The following is a 21556-nucleotide window of genomic DNA, read 5'->3' as shown; positions in this document are numbered from 1 at the left end:
TGGAAACAGCTGCATTTATAAAAATTAAAACGATTATTTTAAAGGAGGTGAAGGTATGTTAAAACGAATAGTTCAAGCGTTCTTTGCGATTTTGGGAGGCGTTATCGGTATTTTTCTCATACCGGAATTGTTTGTACTGTTAAATGTACAGGACATACCTTTAGTAACAAACCCGTATGCGTCCGCTTGTTTAGGAGCTATCATCTTTTTTCTTCTGGGCATCTGGTGTGCGGATCACGTCATCAACTGGGTGAAACAGATTGAGGATTCCTTGATCAAAGCACCTGTCTCAGACTTGTTGTTCGGCTCTTTGGGATTAATCTTCGGACTTATGCTCGCTTATCTTATCGTCAACGTCATTCCGTTAAAAGACATCCCTTATCAGTTAATCAGCACGGTCATTCCGATTGTGTTGGCCGCATTTCTCGGCTATCTCGGATTCCGTGTGGGTTTCAAGAAAAAGGATGAAATGCTGACACTTTTTACATCGAGAAAGAAAAAAGGTTCTGCTGAGGAAGAGCGTCCGGAAGAAGACAAAAAGCTGAAAATTTTAGACACAAGTGTTATTATAGATGGGAGAATTGCTGATATTTGTCAGACCGGATTTCTTGAAGGCGTCATTGTGATTCCTCAGTTTGTGCTTGAGGAACTGCAGCATATCGCCGACTCTTCAGACGTCCTCAAACGAAACAGAGGGCGGAGAGGACTGGATATTTTAAACCGTATCCAGAAAGAGCTTGATATTAAAGTTGAAATTTATGAAGGCGATTTTGAAGACATCCAAGAGGTCGACAGCAAGCTCGTCAAACTGGCGAAGCTGACCTCGGGCGTTGTCGTCACAAACGATTTCAATTTGAACAAAGTATGCGAGCTCCAAAAGGTTGCCGTATTGAACATCAACGACCTTGCCAACGCCGTCAAGCCTGTCGTGCTTCCGGGAGAAGAAATGAAGGTGCAGGTCATCAAAGACGGAAAAGAACATAATCAGGGCGTGGCTTATCTGGACGACGGCACGATGATTGTCGTTGAAGAAGGGCGAAATTATATTGGCAAACATATCGACGTGCTCGTGACCAGCGTGCTGCAGACAGCGGCAGGCAGAATGATATTCGCCAAGCCGAAACTGCTGGAAAAGGCGCTTTGAAAAAGGGAGAAATAAAATGAATTATGAAGTCGTCATTCCTGCCGCCGGACAAGGTAAACGAATGAATGCCGGGAAAAACAAACTGTTTATCGAGGCGAAAGGAATACCTGTGATTATTCATACATTAAAGGTGTTTGAAAACCATGATGCCTGCAAAAGGATCATTCTTGTCATCAATGAACAGGAATTCGGTGAATTCAACACCCTTTTAAAAACCTATCATTTTAAGACTCCGATCGAGATGGTGCCGGGCGGAAGAGAACGCCAGCAAAGCGTTTTTGCGGGCATTAAAGCGGCCGGCAAAGAGGAAACGGTCCTCGTCCATGACGGAGCAAGACCTTTTATTAAACGGGAATATATCGAACAGCTTGTCGAGAAAGCAAAGGAAACAGGGGCAGCCATTGTTGCCGTTCCTGTTAAAGACACGATCAAACGCGTTCAAGACGGTGAGATAGCCGGAACGATTGAACGTTCAAGCTTGTGGGCCGCTCAAACCCCACAAGCTTTTCGTCTTTCTATTCTGATGAATGCTCACCTTGAGGCTGAAGCAAAAGGTTTCCTCGGTACGGACGACGCCAGTCTTGTCGAGGAAGCCGGAGGTACGGTTGCAATCATTCAAGGGGATTATCAAAACATCAAACTGACGACCCCGGATGACTTGCTTGTCGCAGAAGCGATATTAGAAGCGGAAAAGAGGAATGAACATGTTTAGAATAGGCCAAGGATTTGACGTCCATCAACTAGTGGAAGGCAGGCCGCTCATAATCGGGGGAATTACGATTCCTTACGAAAAAGGCCTTCTCGGACATTCAGATGCAGATGTGCTTTTGCACACGATTGCGGATGCATGTCTCGGTGCCGTCGGCGAGGGCGATATCGGAAAACACTTTCCGGATACCGATCCTGAATTCAAAGATGCCGACTCCTTCAAACTCCTTCGCCACGTCTGGATGATCGTGAAGGAAAAAGGCTATACGCTAGGGAACCTGGATTGTACAATCATCGCCCAAAAGCCTAAAATGGCGCCGTATATCGAAGACATGAGAGCCAGAATTGCCGAAGGGCTAGAGGCGGAAATTTCCCAAATTAACGTAAAAGCGACCACAACCGAAAAGCTCGGATTTACGGGAAGAGCCGAAGGAATCGCCGCCCAGGCTTCCGTTCTGCTCCAAAAGGTATAATTCATTTTGAAGACAGGTTCATTTGATGATAGAATAGGAAATAAATTTGAACTCTGCTAGAGACGAAAGGAAGTTAGACAGATGGGAAACGAAGTTCGGGTTCGTTATGCGCCGAGCCCAACAGGCCATTTACATATCGGAAATGCCAGAACCGCTCTTTTTAATTATTTGTTTGCCCGGAGCCAAGGCGGAAAATTCATCATCCGCATTGAAGATACGGACCGCAAGCGCAACATTGAAGGCGGGGAGCAAAGCCAGCTGAACTATTTAAAATGGCTGGGCATCGACTGGGATGAAAGCGTGGATGTCGGAGGAGAATACGGACCATACCGCCAATCCGAAAGAAACGACATTTACAAAACATATTACGAGGAGCTTCTTGAAAAAGGGCTAGCCTACAAATGCTACTGCACGGAAGAAGAGCTTGAGAAAGAGCGTGAGGAACAGGCTGCCCGCGGAGAAATGCCGCGCTACTCCGGCAAGTGCCGCAATTTAACAAAAGAAGAGCAGGAAAAGCTCGAAGCTGAAGGAAGACAGCCGAGCATCCGCTTTAAAGTGCCTCAAGGTGAAGTCATCCGCTTTGATGACATCGTCAAAGGAGAAATTTCTTTTGAAACAGACGGAATCGGCGACTTCGTCATCGTGAAGAAAGACGGAACGCCTACTTACAACTTTGCCGTAGCGGTCGATGACTATTTAATGAAAATGACGCATGTCCTGCGCGGCGAAGACCACATTTCCAATACGCCAAAGCAGATCATGATTTACAACGCCCTTGGCTGGGATATCCCGGCATTTGGACATATGACATTAATCGTCAATGAAAGCCGCAAAAAACTGAGCAAACGTGATGAGTCCATCATTCAGTTTATCGAGCAGTACGAAGAGCTCGGCTATTTGCCGGAAGCATTGTTTAACTTCATCACTCTTCTAGGCTGGTCGCCGGTCGGAGAAGAAGAACTGTTTACAAAAGAACAGTTTATTGAGATATTTGATGTAAACCGTTTGTCAAAATCACCAGCGGTGTTTGATACGCATAAACTGAAATGGGTCAACAACCAGTATGTGAAAAAACTTGATCTTGATCAGGTCATCGAATTGACCGTGCCGCATTTGCAAAAAGCGGGCAAGGTTTCAGAAGAGCTTTCAGGCAGCGAACAGGAATGGGTGCGCAAGCTGATTTCCCTATATCAGGAACAGCTGAGCTACGGCGCTGAAATCGTCGAGTTAACAGAGTTGTTCTTTAAAGACGATATCCAGTATAATCGTGAAGCAAGAACAGTTTTAGAAGAAGAGCAGGTTCCGGAAGTGCTTCGCGTATTTGCCGAAAAGCTTGAGCAGCTTGACTCGTTTACGGCAGATGAGATCAAGGCATCCATCAAAGCCGTTCAAAAAGAAACAGGACATAAAGGGAAAAAGCTGTTTATGCCGATCCGCGTAGCGACGACAGGCCAGACCCACGGTCCTGAACTGCCTCAGTCCATTGAATTATTGGGGAAAGACACCGTTTTAAAACGGCTGCATAACATTATTCAATAAGATAAATCGTTGACAGGGATAAGTATAAAGCCAGGGCCTTTAAAGAGAGAGTCTTCATCGGCTGGAAAAGACTTAAGCGCCGGGCTTTAGAAATGCACCTCTTGAGACCTTTGAAGAACGTTTTTATAACAAGTATTCAAAGGCGGTATCCGCCGTTATGGATGAGAGTTGAGAAAACAGCTGTGCTGTTTTCTAAACAGAGTGGAACCGCGCGTCAAAAAGCGTCTCTGTCATCAGACAGAGGCGTTTTTTATATGGTTTGACAATAGAGACAAAGGAAGCGGGGAACGGGGGGAATCATGTGTTCTTTAAAATGCTGAAAGAAGATGTAGATGTCGTATTTGACCAAGATCCGGCTGCGAGAAGCTACATTGAAGTCATCTTAACTTATTCAGGTTTGCATGCTATATGGGCACATCGAATTGCACATGCTTTATATAAAAGAAAAAGGTTTTTCATCGCCAGAGCGATCTCTCAAATCGCCCGCTTCTTTACGGGAATCGAAATTCACCCGGGTGCCAAGATCGGCAGGAGATTTTTCATTGATCACGGCATGGGGGTTGTGATCGGCGAAACCTGTGAGATCGGAAACAATGTCACGGTTTTTCAGGGCGTGACGCTTGGGGGAACAGGAAAAGAAAAAGGCAAAAGGCATCCGACAATCGAGGACGATGCCCTGATCTCAACAGGGGCCAAAGTGCTTGGATCCATTACAGTCGGAAGAGGGGCGAAAATCGGTGCAGGCTCCGTCGTCCTGCACGATGTGCCTGAATGCTCCACCGTTGTCGGCATCCCGGGCCGGGTCGTCGTACAAAACGGAAAGAAAATCAGACGCGACTTGAATCACCAGGATTTGCCGGATCCGGTGGCTGACCGCTTCAGAGAATTGGAAAACGAAATCAGGCAGCTGAAACAAGAGCTCCGGAGAAAAGAAAGGGAAGATGAGCTGTGACACTAACATTGTATAATACTCTCACACGAAAAAAAGAGCCGTTTGTGCCTCTTGAAGAAGGCAAGGTCAAAATGTATGTGTGCGGTCCGACAGTATATAACTACATCCATATCGGAAACGCAAGGCCGGCTATCGTGTTTGACACTGTCAGAAAGTATTTAGAGTATAAAGGCTATGAAGTCCAATATGTCTCCAATTTTACAGATGTCGATGACAAATTAATTAAAGCGGCAAATGAACTTGGAGAGGAAGTGCCGGTCATCGCCGAACGCTTTATTAAGGCATACTTCGAAGATGTCGGTTCACTGGGCTGCACAAAAGCTGACTGCCATCCGCGCGTCACTGAAAACATGGATGAGATCATCGACTTTATTCAGACGCTGATCGATAAGGGCTATGCCTATGAGGCGGACGGAGATGTTTATTATAAAACAAGATCGTTTGAAGGCTATGGAAAGCTGTCGCATCAATCGGTCGATGAGCTGAGATCAGGCGCCCGAATTCAAGTGGGCGAAAAGAAAGAAGATGCGCTCGATTTTACACTATGGAAAGCGGCTAAAGATAACGAAATCTCCTGGGATAGCCCTTGGGGAAAAGGCCGTCCCGGCTGGCATATCGAGTGCTCTGCGATGGCGAGAAAATATCTGGGCGATTCGATCGACATTCACGCCGGCGGTCAGGATCTGGCCTTCCCGCATCATGAAAACGAAATTGCCCAATCGGAAGCATTAACAGGGAAGCCTTTCGCGAAATATTGGCTTCATAACGGCTACATTAATATCGATAATGAGAAAATGTCAAAATCGCTCGGCAACTTTGTTCTTGTGCATGACATTATTAAAGAGCATGACCCCCAAGTGCTGCGGTTTTTCATGCTGTCTGTTCATTACAGACATCCGATAAACTATTCGGTCGAACTTCTCGAGAACACAAAAAACGCTTTTGGACGTCTAAAAACAGCTTATAGCAATTTGCAGCATCGCCTAAAAAGCAGTACAAATTTAACAGAGGGCGATTCAGAATGGCTTGAAAAAATCGAAGAGCAGCGAAAAGCCTTCCAAACGGCTATGGATGATGATTTCAATACAGCGAATGCCATTTCCGTCCTGTTTGACCTGGCCAAACATGCCAACTACTATTTGCAGGAAAAGAATACTGCAGAACATGTCATTCAGGCGTTTATACAGCTGTTTGACGAGATCTGCTCAGTGCTCGGCTTCTCCCTCAAGGAACAGGAACTTTTGGATAAAGACATTGAAGAACTGATCGAGAAGCGGAATGAGGCCCGGAGAAACCGCGACTTTGCAACATCTGATCAGATTCGCGACCAGTTGAAAAGCATGAATATTATCTTGGAGGACACTCCACAGGGTACGCGCTGGAAAAGAGGAGAATCGTAAACATGAATTTGGAAACCATTAAAGACGCCAAACAGCTGAATGGTTTGGCGCTTGCTTACATGGGTGATGCCGTGTTAGAGGTATACGTCAGGCATCACCTCTTAAAGCAAGGCATGACAAGGCCCAATGATCTGCACAGGCAGTCGAGGCGCTATGTCTCCGCCAAGTCGCAGGCAAGCATGCTGTTTGCGCTAGAGGAGCAGGAATTTTTCACCGAGGAAGAACAGGCTGTGCTGAGAAGAGGACGGAATGCCAAATCCGGAACGGTACCGAAAAATACGGATGTTCAAACATATCGTTACAGTACGGCTTTTGAGGCGGTCATCGGGTATCTTTTTCTTGAGAACAGGGAAGATAGGCTTAATGAACTCATCAAAGCAGCGCTGGAAAAACGGGATGGCAGGGAGGAAGTCAAATGAGTCAGCAGCATGATTACGTCATAGGAAAAAACGCGGTCATCGAAACATTAAAGTCCGGCCGGGAATTGTATAAGCTGTGGATGGCGGAAAACACAGTGAAGGGACAGGCTCAGCAAGTCGTTGAACTCGCCGCCAAAAAAGGCATCACGATTCATTATGTCCCAAGAAAAAAACTCGATCAAATGGTTTCCGGACAGCATCAAGGCGTCGTCGCTCAGGTCGCGGCTTACGAGTATGCCGAGCTGGATGATCTTTATCAAAAGGCCGAAGACAGAAATGAACAGCCGTTTATCCTTGTTTTAGACGAAATTGAGGATCCGCACAATCTGGGCTCTATTATGCGCACTGCAGACGCGGTAGGGGCTCATGGCATCATCATTCCGAAGAGGCGCGCGGTCGGCCTTACGACGACTGTCGCCAAAGCTTCGACAGGAGCCATCGAACATATTCCGGTCGTCAAAGTGACCAACCTGTCGCGAACCCTGGAAGAAATGAAGCAACGGGGCATTTGGGTAGTCGGTACCGATGCGTCTGGACAACAGGACTACAGGTCGCTCGATGGAAATATGCCGCTTGCGCTTGTCATCGGCAGCGAAGGAAAAGGCATGGGAAGGCTTGTTAAAGAGAAATGCGATTTTCTCATCCGCCTGCCGATGGCGGGAAAAGTCACGTCCCTGAACGCCTCAGTCGCAGCCGGCCTCCTGATGTATGAAGTGTACCGGAAACGAAGCCCTCTGGGAGAATAGACGGAATGGACATCCTGTTGGTCGACGGTTATAACATGATTGGGGCATGGCCTCAGTTGAAAGATTTAAAAGAAAACAGTTTTGAAGAAGCAAGGGATCTGTTGATACAGAAGATGGCGGAATATCAATCGTATACTGGGTTTCGGGTAATCGTTGTCTTTGATGCGCATCTCGTTAAAGGAATCGAGAAAAAGAAGGTCAATCATCGCGTAGAAGTGATATTCACAAGGGAAAATGAAACGGCTGATGAACGGATCGAGAAACTGGTGTCAGACTTGAATAATATTCAGACGCAAATCCATGTTGCCACATCCGACTACACAGAGCAATGGGCGATTTTCGGCCAAGGGGCCCTGCGCAAATCAGCCAGGGAGCTGCTCAGGGAAGTCGAAGCGATCGAAAGGCAAATCGAAAAAAGGGTGAAACAAATCACCTCAGAACGTCCCGCGGGGAAAATTCCATTGTCAGAAGACGTCTTGAAGATCTTCGAAAAATGGCGGCGTGGCGACTTGGATTAGGTTGACGCTTTTTTGTCCATTACTGTATAATATTTCTATCTACGTGCGGTCGGGGGGATCGGAGTGAACTTACAAAACAACCAGGGAAAATTCAGCAAAGAACAGTTCAGCAAAGAACGTTTTTGCCAGTTGGAAGACGAGCAGGTCATTGAAATGGTTCATGTCGGAGACAGTGATGCGTTAGATTACTTGATTACAAAGTACCGTAATTTTGTAAGGGCAAAAGCAAGATCCTACTTCTTAATCGGGGCTGATCGGGAAGATATCGTTCAGGAAGGCATGATTGGACTCTACAAATCTATCCGTGATTTTAGAGAGGACAAGCTGACTTCATTCAAACCTTTTGCAGAATTATGCATTACCCGCCAAATTATTACCGCTATCAAAACAGCTACTCGCCAGAAACATATTCCGCTCAATTCTTATGTGTCGCTGGACAAGCCCATTTATGACGAGGAATCAGACCGGACGCTTCTCGACGTGATTTCAGGAGCCAAGGTCATGAATCCTGAAGAGCTGATCATCAATCAGGAAGAATTCGATGATATCGAGCTGAAAATGGGAGAATTGCTTAGTGATTTAGAAAGAAAAGTTCTTGCGCTCTATCTCGACGGAAGATCCTATCAGGAAATATCCGAAGAACTAAACCGCCATGTAAAATCGATCGATAATGCGCTCCAGCGTGTCAAAAGAAAGCTTGAAAAGTACCTGGAGCTCCGCGAAATCAGCTTGTAGCCAATGCTTATGGCATATTGACAGTCATTTTATGACTGTGATATGTTACTTAGGAAATGATCGTCCAGAAAAAGGTGTAAACATGAAGAAAAAAGTAACGTTAGCCTGCAAAAATTGCGGAAATCGTAATTATACGACAATGAAAAGCTCCGCAGCTTTGGCTGAACGGCTCGAAGTAAAGAAATACTGCAATAACTGCAATTCACATACAGTACATCTGGAAACAAAATAGGCGTTTTTGTTTTTAGGTTGTGGAGGTTTCTTACCATGGGTATTATCAAATTTTTAAAGAATGTCGGAAAAGAAATGAAAAAGGTCACCTGGCCTAAAGGAAAAGAACTAACGCGCTATACGATCACTGTTATCACCACCGTTATCTTTTTCGCCATCTTTTTTGCACTCATCGATTCGGGTATTACGCAATTAATTCGTTTAATAGTTGAATAATGATAAGCATAACGTGTTATAATAGATCTAAATATGACTTGCCAAAAAACCCGTTTAACGGGTTTTTTCATTGTTTCAAAATATGAGGCTCGTATAAAAGAAAGTGTCAGTTTCCCGGTACGGCCAAAAACTTTTAAGGTGTGGGGAGGGAAGGACTGAAAGGGTCCTGAATGAGAATGGAAAAGAAATGGTATGTGGTTCATACGTACTCCGGCTATGAAAATAAAGTAAAGGCGAATTTGGAAAAACGGGTGGAATCGATGGGGATGCAGGATAAGATATTTCGCGTCGTTGTACCTGAAGAGGAAGAAACCGATATTAAAAACGGCAAGAAAAAAGTCGTTAAAAAGAAAGTATTCCCTGGGTATGTACTTGTCGAACTTGTCATGACGGATGATTCCTGGTATGTTGTTCGAAATACGCCTGGCGTGACCGGGTTTGTCGGTTCAGCCGGATCAGGTTCAAAGCCGACTGCGCTGCTTCCGGGTGAAGCGGAAAAAATCCTGAAGCGGATGGGGCTTGAAGAAAGAAAAACAGAAATCGACTTTGAATTAAAAGAAACCGTCAAGGTGATCGACGGCCCGTTTGCTGATTTCACCGGGACGATCGAAGAGATCGACCACGACAAAAATAAAGTCAAAGTATTCGTTAATATGTTCGGAAGAGAGACCCCGGTTGAGCTCGAATTTACTCAAGTTGACAAATTGTAATGGAAAAGCGCTTGAAATCACTATATAAAAGTGGTAATATACAAAGGTGCGTCTTGGCAAAAAGGTCAAGGCAGCTAGCTTGATATTTTCATCATTCATATAAAGAATGAGACCTTGAGTGGGAGGGTTCACCCTATTACCACATCACGGACTTAAGGAGGTGTGTCTCGTGGCTAAAAAAGTAGTTAAAGTTGTAAAATTGCAAATTCCTGCTGGAAAAGCGAATCCAGCTCCGCCAGTTGGTCCTGCGTTAGGTCAAGCCGGTGTTAACATCATGGGATTCTGTAAGGAGTTTAACGCTCGTACATCTGACCAAGCTGGTCTGATCATTCCTGTAGAAATTTCGGTTTACGAAGACCGTTCATTTACATTTATCACAAAAACTCCGCCTGCTGCTGTATTGCTTAAAAAAGCGGCTGGAATTGAGTCAGGTTCTGGTGAGCCTAACCGTAATAAAGTCGCAACCGTTAAACGCGATAAAGTACGTGAAATCGCCGAAACAAAAATGCCTGACTTAAATGCGGCAGATGTTGAAGCGGCTATGCGTATGGTTGAAGGAACTGCCCGCAGTATGGGTATTGTGATCGAATACTAATTTTTGTCTCTTTGCTGGGTTGCGAGTTTGGATCAGACAAGTTCGCAACCCTTATTCGTGGGAGGTTATTCCGCTAAAACCACTAAGGAGGAAATTTTAAAATGGCTAAAAAAGGTAAAAAATACGTCGAAGCTGCCAAGCTTGTAGATCGTACAAAAGCTTACGACGTAAACGAAGCGATTGAGCTTGTGAAAAAAACAAACACAGCTAAATTCGATGCTACTGTTGAAGCGGCATTTCGTTTAGGTGTTGACCCTCGTAAAAACGACCAGCAAATCCGCGGTGCAGTTGTACTTCCAAACGGAACAGGCAAAACTCAGCGCGTTCTTGTTTTCGCTAAAGGTGAAAAAGCGAAAGAAGCAGAAGCTGCTGGTGCAGACTACGTAGGCGATGCAGATTACATCAACAAAATTCAGCAAGGCTGGTTTGATTTTGATGTGATCGTTGCGACTCCTGACATGATGGGTGAAGTCGGTAAAATCGGACGCGTGCTTGGACCAAAAGGTCTTATGCCAAACCCTAAAACAGGAACGGTTACATTTGAAGTTGAAAAAGCAGTCAACGAAATCAAAGCGGGTAAAGTTGAATACCGCGTTGATAAAGCAGGAAACATCCACGTTCCAATCGGAAAAGTGTCTTTCGAAGAAGGCAAGCTTGTAGAGAACTTCGCGACAATGTACGACACAATTTTGAAAGCGAAGCCTGCTGCTGCTAAAGGTGTATACGTGAAAAACGTTTCTGTTACATCTACAATGGGACCTGGAATCAAAGTGGACCCTTCAACTTTCAACGTAAAATAATATTGACTTTTGATAAGACGTTCTGATATAATTCAAAACGTTGTAAAAATAAAATATGTCCATTTATACCGTAGACAGTAGGTGCTGATAAGGCTTAATTTCCTACCGAGGTGTATATATATCACAGCTCTAGCGTTACGTATGCTTGTATATACAGCCTCCATGTCGAATGGAGGCTTTTTATATGGAACATGTCGTTAAAGAACGTGATCACCGAACGGTATAAGTGTTACACAGATGAATCTTACAGGAGGTGTAACCATGAGCAGCGCAATTGAAACAAAAAAAGTTGTTGTTGAAGAAATTACTTCTAAACTGAAAGAAAGTAAATCAACGATCATCGTTGACTATCGCGGCCTTAACGTAGCTGAAGTAACAGAACTTCGTAAACAGCTTCGCGAAGCTAACGTTGAGTTCAAAGTGTACAAAAACACGATGACTCGCCGTGCGGTTGAACAAGCTGAACTTGATGGTTTGAACGATTTCTTAACAGGACCGAATGCGATTGCATTCAGCACTGAAGATGTTGTCGCTCCAGCTAAAGTTCTTAACGAGTTTGCTAAAAAGCACGAAGCTCTTGAAATCAAAGCGGGCGTAATCGAAGGCAAAGTGTCCACAGTTGAAGAAGTGAAAGCTCTTGCTGAACTTCCATCTCGCGAAGGCTTGCTTTCTATGTTGCTTAGCGTACTTCAAGCTCCAGTTCGCAATCTTGCTCTTGCAACTAAAGCTGTTGCAGAACAAAAGGAAGAACAAGGCGCTTAATAGCATCAGTATCTAAAAAATAAAACAAAATGGAGGAATTACAAATGGCTTTAAATATCGAAGAAATCATTGCTTCCGTTAAAGAAGCAACTGTACTTGAACTGAACGACTTAGTAAAAGCAATCGAAGAAGAATTCGGCGTAACTGCTGCTGCTCCTGTAGCTGTAGCTGGCGGAGCTGCTGCAGGCGGTGCTGCTGAAGAAAAAACTGAATTTGATCTTGTTCTTGCTGGTGCAGGAGATCAAAAAATCAAAGTTATCAAAGTTGTTCGTGAAATCACTGGTCTTGGCTTGAAAGAAGCTAAAGAACTTGTTGACAACACTCCAAAACCTCTTAAAGAAGGTATTGCGAAAGAAGAAGCTGAAGAGCTTAAAGCTAAACTTGAAGAAGTTGGCGCTTCTGTAGAAGTTAAGTAATCTTCACCTAATCTTTAGGGGAAAGCTCGCTTTTAAAAGCGGGCTTTTTCTTTGCTAATTAATTGTAGTCCCTTCCGCATAAGATAAGCCATCTTGTTTCAAGATATCTGGAGAGTTCACCAACTGAGGAGGTTCTGTGATGACTGACCATTATTATTCGGAAAAACCTTCAGCAAAAAGCAGCAGATCAATGTGGGCATTTCGCTTGAGAAACCGGACGTTTACTTTTATCAGCGACAGCGGAGTTAAGTGGACTTTGGCTCAAGGCTGCTGATTGAAGCTTTCCGGGAACCGGATGCAGAAGGTGATTTTTTGGATGTAGGCTGCGGCTATGGCCCGATTGGTCTTTCGCTTGCTGCGGATTTCGAAGATCGAATGGTTCACATGATCGATGTTAATGAAAGAGCTGTCGAACTTTCGAAGGAAAACGCGTTAAATAATCAGATCGACAACATAAAGATCTACCAGAGTGATCTGTTTGCCAACGTCGAACCTGCAAAAAAATTCGCTTCTATTATTACTAATCCCCCCATACGCGCCGGGAAAAAAACTGTGCACGCCATCTTTGAAAAAAGCGCTGAACATTTGCGGCCTTCAGGAGAGCTGTGGGTCGTCATTCAGAAAAAACAAGGCGGGCCTTCTGCCATTGAAAAATTAAAAGAACTTTTTGCGGACGTTGAAGTCGTTCAAAAAAAGAAAGGGTACTATATCATCAAAGCAAAAAAAGTTTGACTCGGATTTTCAGCTATGTTAACATTATAAAATGCCAATGTATATATTTTGCTGCCGTTTTTAAGAAACGCCTAGGTTTGTATAAAATATACATTATTGGGAACACTAATAAAATCGGTATTTTGTTTTTGGATGTGGTTTTCTAAATTAGAAACCCTTTTTTCTTTTGTCTTGTAAAAGTATTTCTTACATATTTGAGGAAGAAATGCTTGTTACACATATATTACGCATGATTTGAGGGGTGAATCAGTTGACAGGTCAACTAGTTCAGTATGGACGACACCGCCAGCGCAGAAGCTATGCACGCATTAGCGAAGTGTTAGAATTACCAAATCTCATTGAAATTCAAACCTCTTCTTATCAGTGGTTTCTTGATGAGGGTCTTAGAGAGATGTTTCAAGACATATCGCCAATTGAGGATTTCACTGGTAACCTCTCTCTGGAATTTATCGACTACAGCTTGGGCGAGCCTAAGTATCCGGTAGAAGAATCAAAAGAGCGGGATGTGACCTATTCAGCTCCGCTGCGGGTTAAAGTCCGCTTAATCAACAAAGAAACCGGCGAAGTAAAAGATCAGGATGTCTTCATGGGCGATTTCCCTATTATGACAGACACTGGAACCTTCATTATCAACGGTGCAGAACGGGTCATCGTATCTCAGCTCGTTCGTTCTCCAAGTGTATATTTTAGTGGTAAAGTAGACAAAAACGGTAAGAAAGGTTTTACCGCGACTGTCATTCCAAACCGTGGCGCATGGTTAGAATACGAGACTGATGCGAAAGATGTTGTTTACGTACGCATCGATCGCACACGTAAGTTGCCGGTTACGGTTCTTTTGCGTGCTCTTGGCTTCGGATCTGACCAAGAGATCATTGATCTCATCGGTGAAAACGAGTATCTGCGCAATACGCTTGATAAAGATAATACGGAAAACACCGATAAAGCGCTTCTTGAAATCTACGAGCGTCTTCGTCCAGGGGAGCCGCCTACCGTAGAAAACGCAAAAAGCCTGCTTGATTCAAGGTTCTTTGATCCGAAAAGATATGACCTTGCGAGTGTAGGACGTTATAAAATTAATAAAAAGCTTCACATCAAAAACCGACTTTTTAATCAGCGGCTTGCTGAAACGCTAGTCGACCCTGAAACAGGCGAAATCCTTGCCGAAAAAGGAGCGATTTTAGACAGAAGAACGCTTGATAAAGTTCTGCCGTACCTTGAAAACGGAATCGGTTTTAAAAAGCTTTATCCGAACGGCGGAGTTGTCGAAGACGAAGTAACGCTTCAGTCTATCAAAATCTATGCTCCGACAGACCAAGAAGGGGAGCAGACAATCAATGTGATTGGAAATGCTTATATCGAAGAAGGCGTTAAGAATATTACACCTTCTGATATTATCGCTTCCATCAGCTATTTCTTTAACCTGCTTCACGGAGTGGGCGATACCGACGATATCGACCATCTAGGAAACCGCCGTCTCCGTTCAGTGGGAGAGCTTCTGCAAAACCAATTCCGTATTGGTTTAAGCAGAATGGAGCGCGTTGTTCGTGAAAGAATGTCTATTCAAGATACAAACACGATCACGCCGCAGCAGCTGATCAATATTCGCCCTGTCATCGCATCAATCAAAGAGTTTTTCGGAAGCTCGCAGCTTTCTCAGTTTATGGATCAGACGAATCCGCTTGCTGAGCTGACGCATAAGCGCCGTCTGTCAGCGCTCGGACCGGGCGGTTTGACTCGTGAGCGCGCCGGAATGGAAGTCCGTGACGTTCACTATTCACACTACGGCCGGATGTGTCCGATTGAAACCCCTGAGGGTCCAAACATCGGCTTGATCAACTCGCTTTCTTCATTCGCGAAAGTGAACCGTTTCGGCTTCATCGAAACGCCGTATCGCCGCGTCGATCCTGAAACTGGAAAAGTAACGCCGAGAATCGATTACTTGACAGCTGATGAAGAAGACAACTATGTCGTTGCCCAGGCAAACGCACGCCTGAATGATGACGGTTCTTTTGTGGATGACAGCATCGTCGCCCGTTTCAGAGGGGAGAACACCGTTGTTCCGAAAGACCGCGTCGACTATATGGACGTTTCGCCTAAACAGGTTGTCTCTGCCGCGACTGCATGTATTCCTTTCTTGGAAAACGATGACTCAAACCGCGCCCTTATGGGAGCGAACATGCAACGTCAGGCCGTACCTCTTATGCAGCCTGAATCGCCGATCGTCGGAACCGGGATGGAATATGTATCTGCGAAAGACTCCGGTGCCGCTGTTATTTGCCGCCACCCTGGAATCGTTGAACGGGTGGAAGCGAAGAACATCTGGGTGCGCCGCTATGAAGAAGTCGACGGCCAGAAAGTCAAAGGGAACCTTGATAAATACAGCCTGCTGAAGTTTGTCCGTTCCAACCAGGGAACTTGCTACAACCAGCGTCCGATCGTAAGCGTCGGTGATGAGGTTGAAAAAGGTGAAATTTTAGCTGACGGTCCGTCCATGGAAAAAGGTGAGCTTGCCCTTGGACGCAACGTCATGGTCGGCTTTATGACATGGGATGGCTACAACTATGAGGATGCCATCATCATGAGCGAACGCCTTGTAAAAGACGACGTATACACGTCTATTCATATTGAAGAATACGAATCAGAGGCCCGGGATACAAAACTCGGACCTGAAGAAATCACTCGCGATATTCCGAACGTCGGTGAGGACGCTCTTCGCAATCTCGATGAACGCGGAATTATCCGTGTCGGTGCTGAAGTAAAAGACGGAGATCTTCTTGTTGGTAAAGTAACCCCTAAAGGTGTTAAAGAGCTTACGGCGGAAGAACGCCTGCTTCATGCCATCTTCGGGGAAAAAGCGCGTGAAGTGCGTGATACGTCGCTGCGTGTACCTCACGGAGGCGGCGGTATCATCCTTGATGTAAAAGTGTTCAACCGCGAAGACGGAGACGAACTGCCTCCGGGCGTTAACCAGCTCGTCCGCGTCTACATCGTTCAGAAGCGTAAAATTTCTGAAGGGGACAAAATGGCCGGACGCCACGGTAACAAAGGTGTTATTTCGAAAATTCTTCCGGAGGAAGATATGCCGTATCTGCCTGACGGAACGCCGATTGACATCATGTTAAACCCGCTGGGCGTACCATCGCGTATGAACATCGGGCAGGTGTTGGAGCTGCACCTTGGTATGGCTGCACGCCGCCTCGGTCTGCATGTCGCGTCACCTGTATTTGACGGTGCCCGCGAAGAAGATGTGTGGGAAACCCTTGAAGAAGCCGGCATGTCAAGAGACGCAAAAACCGTCCTTTACGACGGCCGAACTGGGGAGCCGTTTGACAACCGGGTTTCTGTCGGCATCATGTACATGATCAAACTGGCACACATGGTTGACGACAAATTGCACGCACGTTCAACCGGTCCTTACTCACTCGTTACCCAGCAGCCTCTCGGAGGTAAAGCGCAGTTCGGCGGACAGCGTTTTGGAGAGATGGAAGTTTGGGCGCTTGAAGCTTATGGTGCAGCATATACGCTACAAGAGATCCTGACTGTTAAATCGGATGATGTCGTAGGCCGTGTGAAAACATATGAAGCCATCGTAAAAGGCGACAATGTTCCAGAACCTGGTGTTCCGGAATCGTTCAAAGTATTGATCAAAGAGCTTCAAAGCTTAGGTATGGACGTCAAAATTCTATCAAGCGACGAAGAAGAAATCGAAATGAGAGACTTGGAAGACGACGAAGACGCGAAACAAAACGAAGGGCTTTCTCTGCCGAATGATGAAGAGTCCGAAGAGTTAGTTTCTGCTGACGCAGAACGCGATGTCGTTACAAAAGAATAAACGAATTTTATACGCAAGTGACAGGGTATAACCCGAAGATAAAAAGGGAGGTAGGCCCCTTGCTGGATGTGAACAATTTTGAGTATATGAACATCGGTCTCGCTTCACCTGACAAAATCCGTTCATGGTCTTACGGAGAAGTGAAAAAGCCTGAAACAATCAACTATCGTACTTTGAAACCTGAAAAAGATGGTCTATTCTGCGAGCGCATTTTCGGTCCTCAAAAGGACTGGGAATGCCACTGCGGAAAGTACAAGCGGGTTCGTTATAAAGGCGTAGTCTGCGACCGTTGTGGAGTTGAAGTAACCCGGGCTAAAGTCCGTCGTGAGAGAATGGGGCATATCGAGCTGGCAGCCCCGGTTTCTCACATCTGGTATTTTAAAGGAATTCCGAGCCGTATGGGTCTTGTGCTGGATATGTCTCCGCGCGCATTGGAAGAAGTCATTTACTTTGCTTCTTACGTCGTAACAGATCCGGCCAATACACCGCTCGAGAAAAAACAGCTTCTTTCTGAAAAAGAGTATCGGGCGTACCTCGATAAATACGGAAATAAATTCCAAGCGTCAATGGGTGCTGAAGCGATTCATAAGCTCCTTCAAGATATCGACCTCGATAAAGAAGTGGATATGCTGAAAGAAGAGCTTAAAACGTCACAAGGACAGCGCCGCACACGTGCGATCAAACGTCTGGAAGTATTGGAAGCCTTCCGCAATTCCGGAAATAAGCCGTCATGGATGATCCTCGACGTTCTTCCGGTCATTCCGCCTGAGCTGCGACCAATGGTACAGCTTGACGGTGGACGTTTTGCAACTTCCGATCTGAACGATTTGTATCGCCGCGTAATCAACCGTAACAATCGTTTAAAACGTCTTCTGGACCTTGGAGCGCCAAGCATTATCGTTCAAAACGAAAAGCGCATGCTTCAGGAAGCCGTGGACGCATTGATCGATAACGGACGCAGAGGACGTCCTGTTACAGGTCCAGGAAACAGACCGTTAAAATCCCTTTCTCACATGCTGAAAGGTAAACAAGGCCGTTTCCGTCAAAACCTTCTCGGTAAACGTGTTGACTACTCAGGACGTTCGGTTATCGTCGTAGGTCCGAACCTGAAAATGTATCAATGCGGTCTTCCGAAAGAAATGGCGCTGGAACTGTTCAAGCCATTCGTCATGAAAGAGCTTGTTGAAAAAGGTCTTGCCCACAACATTAAGAGTGCGAAGCGTAAAATTGAGCGCGTTCAGCCGGAAGTCTGGGATGTCCTTGAATCAGTTATCAAAGAACACCCTGTGCTTCTCAACCGTGCACCTACGCTTCACAGATTAGGTATTCAAGCGTTCGAACCAACGCTTGTCGAAGGCCGTGCCATCCGTCTTCATCCGCTTGTATGTACGGCATACAACGCTGACTTTGACGGTGACCAAATGGCGGTTCACGTTCCTTTATCAGCAGAAGCGCAAGCTGAGGCGCGCATCCTGATGCTTGCCGCGCAAAACATCCTGAACCCTAAAGACGGAAAACCGGTTGTTACGCCGTCTCAGGATATGGTGCTTGGAAACTACTATCTGACGCTAGAACGCCCAGGCGCAGTCGGCGAAGGTATGGTTTTCAAAGATACGGATGAAGCGCTTCTTGCGTATCAAAACGGATATGTTCATTTGCATACGAGAGTAGCCGTTGCGGTTAACTCCCTGAAAAATGAAACATTTACCGAAGAACAGCGTTCCAAGCTGCTCGTTACAACTGTCGGAAAACTGATCTTCAACGAGATTCTTCCGCCGTCGTTCCCATACATGAACGAACCGACGAAGAGCAACATTGAAGAAAAAACACCTGACCGTTTCTTCTTGGATTACGGTGCAGATGTTAAAGAAGCCATTAAGAACCAGGAAATCAACCAGCCGTTCAAAAAAGGCATTTTGGGTAAAATCATTGCGGAGATCTTCAAAAGATTCCATATTACAGAAACATCAAAAATGCTTGACCGCATGAAAAACCTCGGCTTTAAATATTCTACAAAAGCCGGAATTACGGTCGGTGTTTCCGATATCGTCGTATTGGACGACAAACAGGAAATCCTTGAAGAAGCGCAAGGAAAAGTTGATAACGTCATGAAGCAGTTCAGACGCGGTCTGATTACTGAAGAAGAGCGTTATGAACGGGTCATTTCCATCTGGAGTGCAGCTAAAGATACGATCCAAGGCAAGCTGATGAAATCCTTGGATGAAATCAACCCGATCTACATGATGAGTGATTCCGGAGCCCGGGGTAACGCATCAAACTTTACGCAGCTTGCGGGTATGCGCGGTCTGATGGCCAACCCGGCTGGACGGATCATCGAACTTCCGATCAAGTCAAGTTTCCGCGAAGGTTTAACGGTACTCGAGTACTTTATCTCTACTCACGGTGCGCGTAAAGGTCTTGCGGATACGGCTCTGAAGACAGCCGACTCAGGTTACCTGACACGCCGTCTCGTAGACGTAGCCCAAGACGTCATCATTCGTGAGACTGACTGCGGCACAGACCGAGGCATTCTTGCCAAAGCCATCACGGAAGGCACAGAAGTGATCGAGCGTCTTGAAGAGCGTCTTGTCGGCCGATTCGCGAGAAAGCCTGTTAAACATCCGGAAACAGGTGAAGTGCTTGTGGATGAAAACGAGCTGATCGACGAAGATAAAGCGCTCGAAATTGTCGAAGCAGGCATTGAAGAAGTGTGGATCCGCTCCGCATTTACATGTAATACGTCACATGGTGTATGTAAACGATGCTACGGTCGCAACCTGGCAACAGGAACCGATGTCGAAGTCGGGGAAGCAGTCGGAATCATCGCTGCCCAGTCCATTGGTGAGCCGGGTACACAGTTAACGATGCGTACCTTCCATACGGGCGGGGTTGCCGGAGACGATATTACACAAGGTTTGCCGCGTATCCAGGAATTGTTTGAAGCGCGAAACCCTAAAGGTCAAGCGACGATCTCTGAAATTGACGGTGTCGTAGCCGAAATCAATGAAGTTCGTGACAAACAGCAGGAAATCGTCGTTCAGGGCGAAGTCGAAAGCCGTTCATATACGGCGCCTTACAACGCGCGCCTGAAAGTCACTGAAGGAGAGAAAATTTCCCGTGGTCAGGTGCTGACAGAAGGTTCGGTCGATCCGAAAGAGCTACTGAAAGTCACTGACATCACCACGGTGCAAGAATACCTCCTTCATGAAGTGCAGAAGGTTTATCGTATGCAGGGGGTTGAAATCGGGGATAAGCACGTCGAGGTTATGGTTCGCCAGATGCTTCGCAAAGTGCGTGTCATCGATGCCGGCGACACGGAAGTGCTGCCAGGCACGCTGCTCGATATTCACCAGTTTACCGAAGCGAACAAAAAAGTTCTGCTCGAAGGCAAACGCCCTGCAACAGGCCGTCCGGTGCTTCTCGGTATCACCAAAGCATCGCTTGAAACGGATTCCTTCCTGTCTGCCGCGTCATTCCAGGAAACAACACGTGTCCTGACAGATGCAGCGATTAAAGGAAAACGCGATGAGCTTCTCGGCCTGAAAGAGAATGTTATCATCGGTAAGCTTGTTCCTGCTGGAACGGGTATGCTGAACTACCGTAAAGTGAAGCCGGTATTGCAAGTCCAATCATCTGATGAAATGGTTCCGGCTGAATAAATAAAAAAATCCTAAAGAAGGATGTCACTAAAAATTGTCATCATATGTTGACATCCTTCTTTCAGGATGATAATATAACCAAGGTGCTCAATTTAAACCTGTTACTTTGGAGGATATATGATGTCTTATGATAAAGTATCACAGGCTCAATCTATTATTATCGGTACGAAGCAGACAGTCAAAGCGCTGAAGCGCAATTCTGTTAAGGAAGTCGTCGTAGCAAAAGACGCTGATCCTTTTCTGACGTCAGATGTTATTAACCTGGCAAATGAACAAGGGATTCCCGTCTCAATGGCAGAGTCCATGAAAAAGCTCGGCAAAGCCTGCGGAATTGAAGTCGGAGCTGCAGCTGTTGCCATTATTCAATAACGTACTCGTTGTTTTTGCTTTTATGCAAAGGCATTGTTTTTTGCTTTTAAATGAACCACCTGGGTATGTGGGTTATAAAACATGATGAAGGGAGGAATTACAAAATGCCTACAATTAATCAGCTAGTCCGCAAAGGACGCGTAAGCAAAGTTGAAACTTCTAAGTCTCCAGCACTTAACAAAGGATACAACAGCTTCAAGAAAGAGCACACTAACGTATCTTCACCACAAAAACGCGGAGTATGTACCCGTGTCGGTACACTGACACCGAAGAAGCCGAACTCAGCGCTTCGTAAATATGCCCGTGTTCGCTTAACTAACGGAATCGAGGTTACGGCCTACATTCCTGGTATCGGACACAACCTGCAAGAGCACAGTGTCGTATTGATCCGCGGTGGACGTGTAAAAGACTTACCGGGGGTACGCTACCACATCGTGCGTGGCGCACTTGATACTGCCGGAGTTGAAAACCGTGCACAAGGCCGTTCTAAATACGGTACAAAACGTCCTAAGAAAAAATAATTCCGTTTAAATACAAATAAAAGGGTTTTTAAAAGCAAGGAGTTCTGGCAATGCTGTTAAGGGCATCAGGCTTACCGCG

At 45.7% G+C, this 21556-nt stretch carries 21 protein-coding genes, 1 pseudogene and 2 other annotated features; all 22 genes and pseudogenes read left to right on the top strand.

Annotated features, from left to right (window positions below; translation table 11 throughout):
* The first annotated feature begins 55 nt into the window (after positions 1-55).
* The 22 genes and pseudogenes from ACVC9U_RS18975 (at position 56) to rpsL (ending at position 21477) form a co-directional block, all read left to right on the top strand.
* Complete coding sequence (locus ACVC9U_RS18975) at positions 56-1144, top strand: PIN/TRAM domain-containing protein (RefSeq protein ID WP_009330350.1); 1089 nt, start codon at positions 56-58, stop codon at positions 1142-1144.
* A gap of 16 nt (positions 1145-1160) precedes the next feature.
* Complete coding sequence (gene ispD, locus ACVC9U_RS18970) at positions 1161-1856, top strand: 2-C-methyl-D-erythritol 4-phosphate cytidylyltransferase (protein ID WP_009330349.1); 696 nt, start codon at positions 1161-1163, stop codon at positions 1854-1856.
* Positions 1849-2325: a 2-C-methyl-D-erythritol 2,4-cyclodiphosphate synthase gene (ispF, locus tag ACVC9U_RS18965; RefSeq protein WP_003178280.1), complete on the top strand. Its 477-nt coding sequence runs from the start codon at positions 1849-1851 to the stop codon at positions 2323-2325. Before ispD ends, ispF begins: the two co-directional genes overlap by 8 nt.
* Positions 2326-2406: 81 nt before the next feature.
* Positions 2407-3864, top strand: a complete 1458-nt coding sequence (gene gltX, locus ACVC9U_RS18960; RefSeq protein ID WP_009330348.1) for a glutamate--tRNA ligase — start codon at positions 2407-2409, stop codon at positions 3862-3864.
* Positions 3865-4096: a binding site (T-box leader), on the top strand.
* Positions 4097-4165: 69 nt separating this feature from the next.
* Entirely contained in the window at positions 4166-4816 is a 651-nt protein-coding gene (gene cysE / locus ACVC9U_RS18955) for a serine O-acetyltransferase (protein ID WP_003178282.1), read from the top strand.
* Positions 4813-6216, top strand: a complete 1404-nt coding sequence (cysS, locus tag ACVC9U_RS18950; protein WP_011197476.1) for a cysteine--tRNA ligase — start codon at positions 4813-4815, stop codon at positions 6214-6216. The genes cysE and cysS overlap by 4 nt, the downstream gene beginning before the upstream one ends.
* Before the next feature lie 2 nt (positions 6217-6218).
* Positions 6219-6635 carry a Mini-ribonuclease 3 gene (locus ACVC9U_RS18945; RefSeq protein WP_003178284.1) on the top strand — a complete coding sequence of 139 codons (417 nt, stop codon included), beginning with the start codon at positions 6219-6221 and terminating at the stop codon, positions 6633-6635.
* Complete coding sequence (gene rlmB / locus ACVC9U_RS18940) at positions 6632-7381, top strand: 23S rRNA (guanosine(2251)-2'-O)-methyltransferase RlmB (protein ID WP_075752556.1); 750 nt, start codon at positions 6632-6634, stop codon at positions 7379-7381. Before ACVC9U_RS18945 ends, rlmB begins: the two co-directional genes overlap by 4 nt.
* Before the next feature lie 5 nt (positions 7382-7386).
* Positions 7387-7899: a ribosome-dependent mRNA decay endonuclease Rae1/YacP gene (gene rae1, locus ACVC9U_RS18935; protein WP_075752554.1), complete on the top strand. Its 513-nt coding sequence runs from the start codon at positions 7387-7389 to the stop codon at positions 7897-7899.
* Positions 7900-7962: 63 nt separating this feature from the next.
* Positions 7963-8634: an RNA polymerase sporulation sigma factor SigH gene (sigH, locus tag ACVC9U_RS18930; protein WP_441391387.1), complete on the top strand. Its 672-nt coding sequence runs from the start codon at positions 7963-7965 to the stop codon at positions 8632-8634.
* 82 nt (positions 8635-8716) lie between these two features.
* Positions 8717-8866: a 50S ribosomal protein L33 gene (rpmG, locus tag ACVC9U_RS18925; RefSeq protein ID WP_003178289.1), complete on the top strand. Its 150-nt coding sequence runs from the start codon at positions 8717-8719 to the stop codon at positions 8864-8866.
* Positions 8867-8901: 35 nt separating this feature from the next.
* A complete protein-coding gene (gene secE / locus ACVC9U_RS18920; protein ID WP_003178291.1) occupies positions 8902-9081 on the top strand; it encodes a preprotein translocase subunit SecE in 180 nt (59 codons plus the stop codon).
* Between the two features lie 176 nt (positions 9082-9257).
* The gene (gene nusG / locus ACVC9U_RS18915; RefSeq protein WP_003178298.1) at positions 9258-9791 is read left to right on the top strand and encodes a transcription termination/antitermination protein NusG; all 534 of its coding nucleotides are present in this window, start codon (positions 9258-9260) and stop codon (positions 9789-9791) included.
* 169 nt (positions 9792-9960) lie between these two features.
* The gene (gene rplK / locus ACVC9U_RS18910) at positions 9961-10386 is read left to right on the top strand and encodes a 50S ribosomal protein L11 (RefSeq protein ID WP_441391386.1); all 426 of its coding nucleotides are present in this window, start codon (positions 9961-9963) and stop codon (positions 10384-10386) included.
* 101 nt (positions 10387-10487) lie between these two features.
* Complete coding sequence (gene rplA, locus ACVC9U_RS18905) at positions 10488-11186, top strand: 50S ribosomal protein L1 (protein WP_003178302.1); 699 nt, start codon at positions 10488-10490, stop codon at positions 11184-11186.
* Between the two features lie 50 nt (positions 11187-11236).
* Positions 11237-11378 (top strand) — a sequence feature (ribosomal protein L10 leader region).
* A gap of 69 nt (positions 11379-11447) precedes the next feature.
* Positions 11448-11948 (top strand): 50S ribosomal protein L10, encoded by a 501-nt coding sequence (gene rplJ / locus ACVC9U_RS18900; protein WP_003178304.1) that lies wholly within the window; start codon positions 11448-11450, stop codon positions 11946-11948.
* A gap of 44 nt (positions 11949-11992) precedes the next feature.
* Complete coding sequence (rplL, locus tag ACVC9U_RS18895; RefSeq protein ID WP_003178305.1) at positions 11993-12364, top strand: 50S ribosomal protein L7/L12; 372 nt, start codon at positions 11993-11995, stop codon at positions 12362-12364.
* Positions 12365-12503: 139 nt separating this feature from the next.
* Positions 12504-13096: pseudogene (locus ACVC9U_RS18890) on the top strand (class I SAM-dependent methyltransferase).
* Between the two features lie 250 nt (positions 13097-13346).
* A complete protein-coding gene (gene rpoB, locus ACVC9U_RS18885) occupies positions 13347-16928 on the top strand; it encodes a DNA-directed RNA polymerase subunit beta (RefSeq protein WP_441391385.1) in 3582 nt (1193 codons plus the stop codon).
* A 59-nt stretch (positions 16929-16987) separates the two neighbouring features.
* The gene (gene rpoC, locus ACVC9U_RS18880; protein WP_039073334.1) at positions 16988-20587 is read left to right on the top strand and encodes a DNA-directed RNA polymerase subunit beta'; all 3600 of its coding nucleotides are present in this window, start codon (positions 16988-16990) and stop codon (positions 20585-20587) included.
* 120 nt (positions 20588-20707) lie between these two features.
* The gene (locus ACVC9U_RS18875) at positions 20708-20956 is read left to right on the top strand and encodes a 50S ribosomal protein L7ae-like protein (RefSeq protein WP_023855916.1); all 249 of its coding nucleotides are present in this window, start codon (positions 20708-20710) and stop codon (positions 20954-20956) included.
* A gap of 104 nt (positions 20957-21060) precedes the next feature.
* Positions 21061-21477: a 30S ribosomal protein S12 gene (rpsL, locus tag ACVC9U_RS18870; protein ID WP_129093853.1), complete on the top strand. Its 417-nt coding sequence runs from the start codon at positions 21061-21063 to the stop codon at positions 21475-21477.
* Positions 21478-21556: the final 79 nt, after the last annotated feature.

The organism is Bacillus sp. GM2, assembly GCF_056155945.1.
The sequence above is the reverse complement of the archived record's forward strand: the minus strand, read 5'-3'. Positions and strand labels throughout refer to the sequence as shown.

Bases quoted from the DNA above. Each gene is read 5' to 3' on its own strand.
- nusG (WP_003178298.1), top strand. From the start codon at position 9,258: ATGGAAAAGAAATGGTATGTGGTTCATACGTACTCCGGCTATGAAAAT.
- rpsL (WP_129093853.1), top strand. From the start codon at position 21,061: ATGCCTACAATTAATCAGCTAGTCCGCAAAGGACGCGTAAGCAAAGTT.
- secE (WP_003178291.1), top strand. From the start codon at position 8,902: ATGGGTATTATCAAATTTTTAAAGAATGTCGGAAAAGAAATGAAAAAG.
- rlmB (WP_075752556.1), top strand. From the start codon at position 6,632: ATGAGTCAGCAGCATGATTACGTCATAGGAAAAAACGCGGTCATCGAA.
- rplL (WP_003178305.1), top strand. From the start codon at position 11,993: ATGGCTTTAAATATCGAAGAAATCATTGCTTCCGTTAAAGAAGCAACT.
- gltX (WP_009330348.1), top strand. From the start codon at position 2,407: ATGGGAAACGAAGTTCGGGTTCGTTATGCGCCGAGCCCAACAGGCCAT.
- rplA (WP_003178302.1), top strand. From the start codon at position 10,488: ATGGCTAAAAAAGGTAAAAAATACGTCGAAGCTGCCAAGCTTGTAGAT.
- rplJ (WP_003178304.1), top strand. From the start codon at position 11,448: ATGAGCAGCGCAATTGAAACAAAAAAAGTTGTTGTTGAAGAAATTACT.
- ACVC9U_RS18945 (WP_003178284.1), top strand. From the start codon at position 6,219: ATGAATTTGGAAACCATTAAAGACGCCAAACAGCTGAATGGTTTGGCG.
- ispD (WP_009330349.1), top strand. From the start codon at position 1,161: ATGAATTATGAAGTCGTCATTCCTGCCGCCGGACAAGGTAAACGAATG.
- ACVC9U_RS18875 (WP_023855916.1), top strand. From the start codon at position 20,708: ATGTCTTATGATAAAGTATCACAGGCTCAATCTATTATTATCGGTACG.
- ACVC9U_RS18975 (WP_009330350.1), top strand. From the start codon at position 56: ATGTTAAAACGAATAGTTCAAGCGTTCTTTGCGATTTTGGGAGGCGTT.
- rpmG (WP_003178289.1), top strand. From the start codon at position 8,717: ATGAAGAAAAAAGTAACGTTAGCCTGCAAAAATTGCGGAAATCGTAAT.
- ispF (WP_003178280.1), top strand. From the start codon at position 1,849: ATGTTTAGAATAGGCCAAGGATTTGACGTCCATCAACTAGTGGAAGGC.
- rae1 (WP_075752554.1), top strand. From the start codon at position 7,387: ATGGACATCCTGTTGGTCGACGGTTATAACATGATTGGGGCATGGCCT.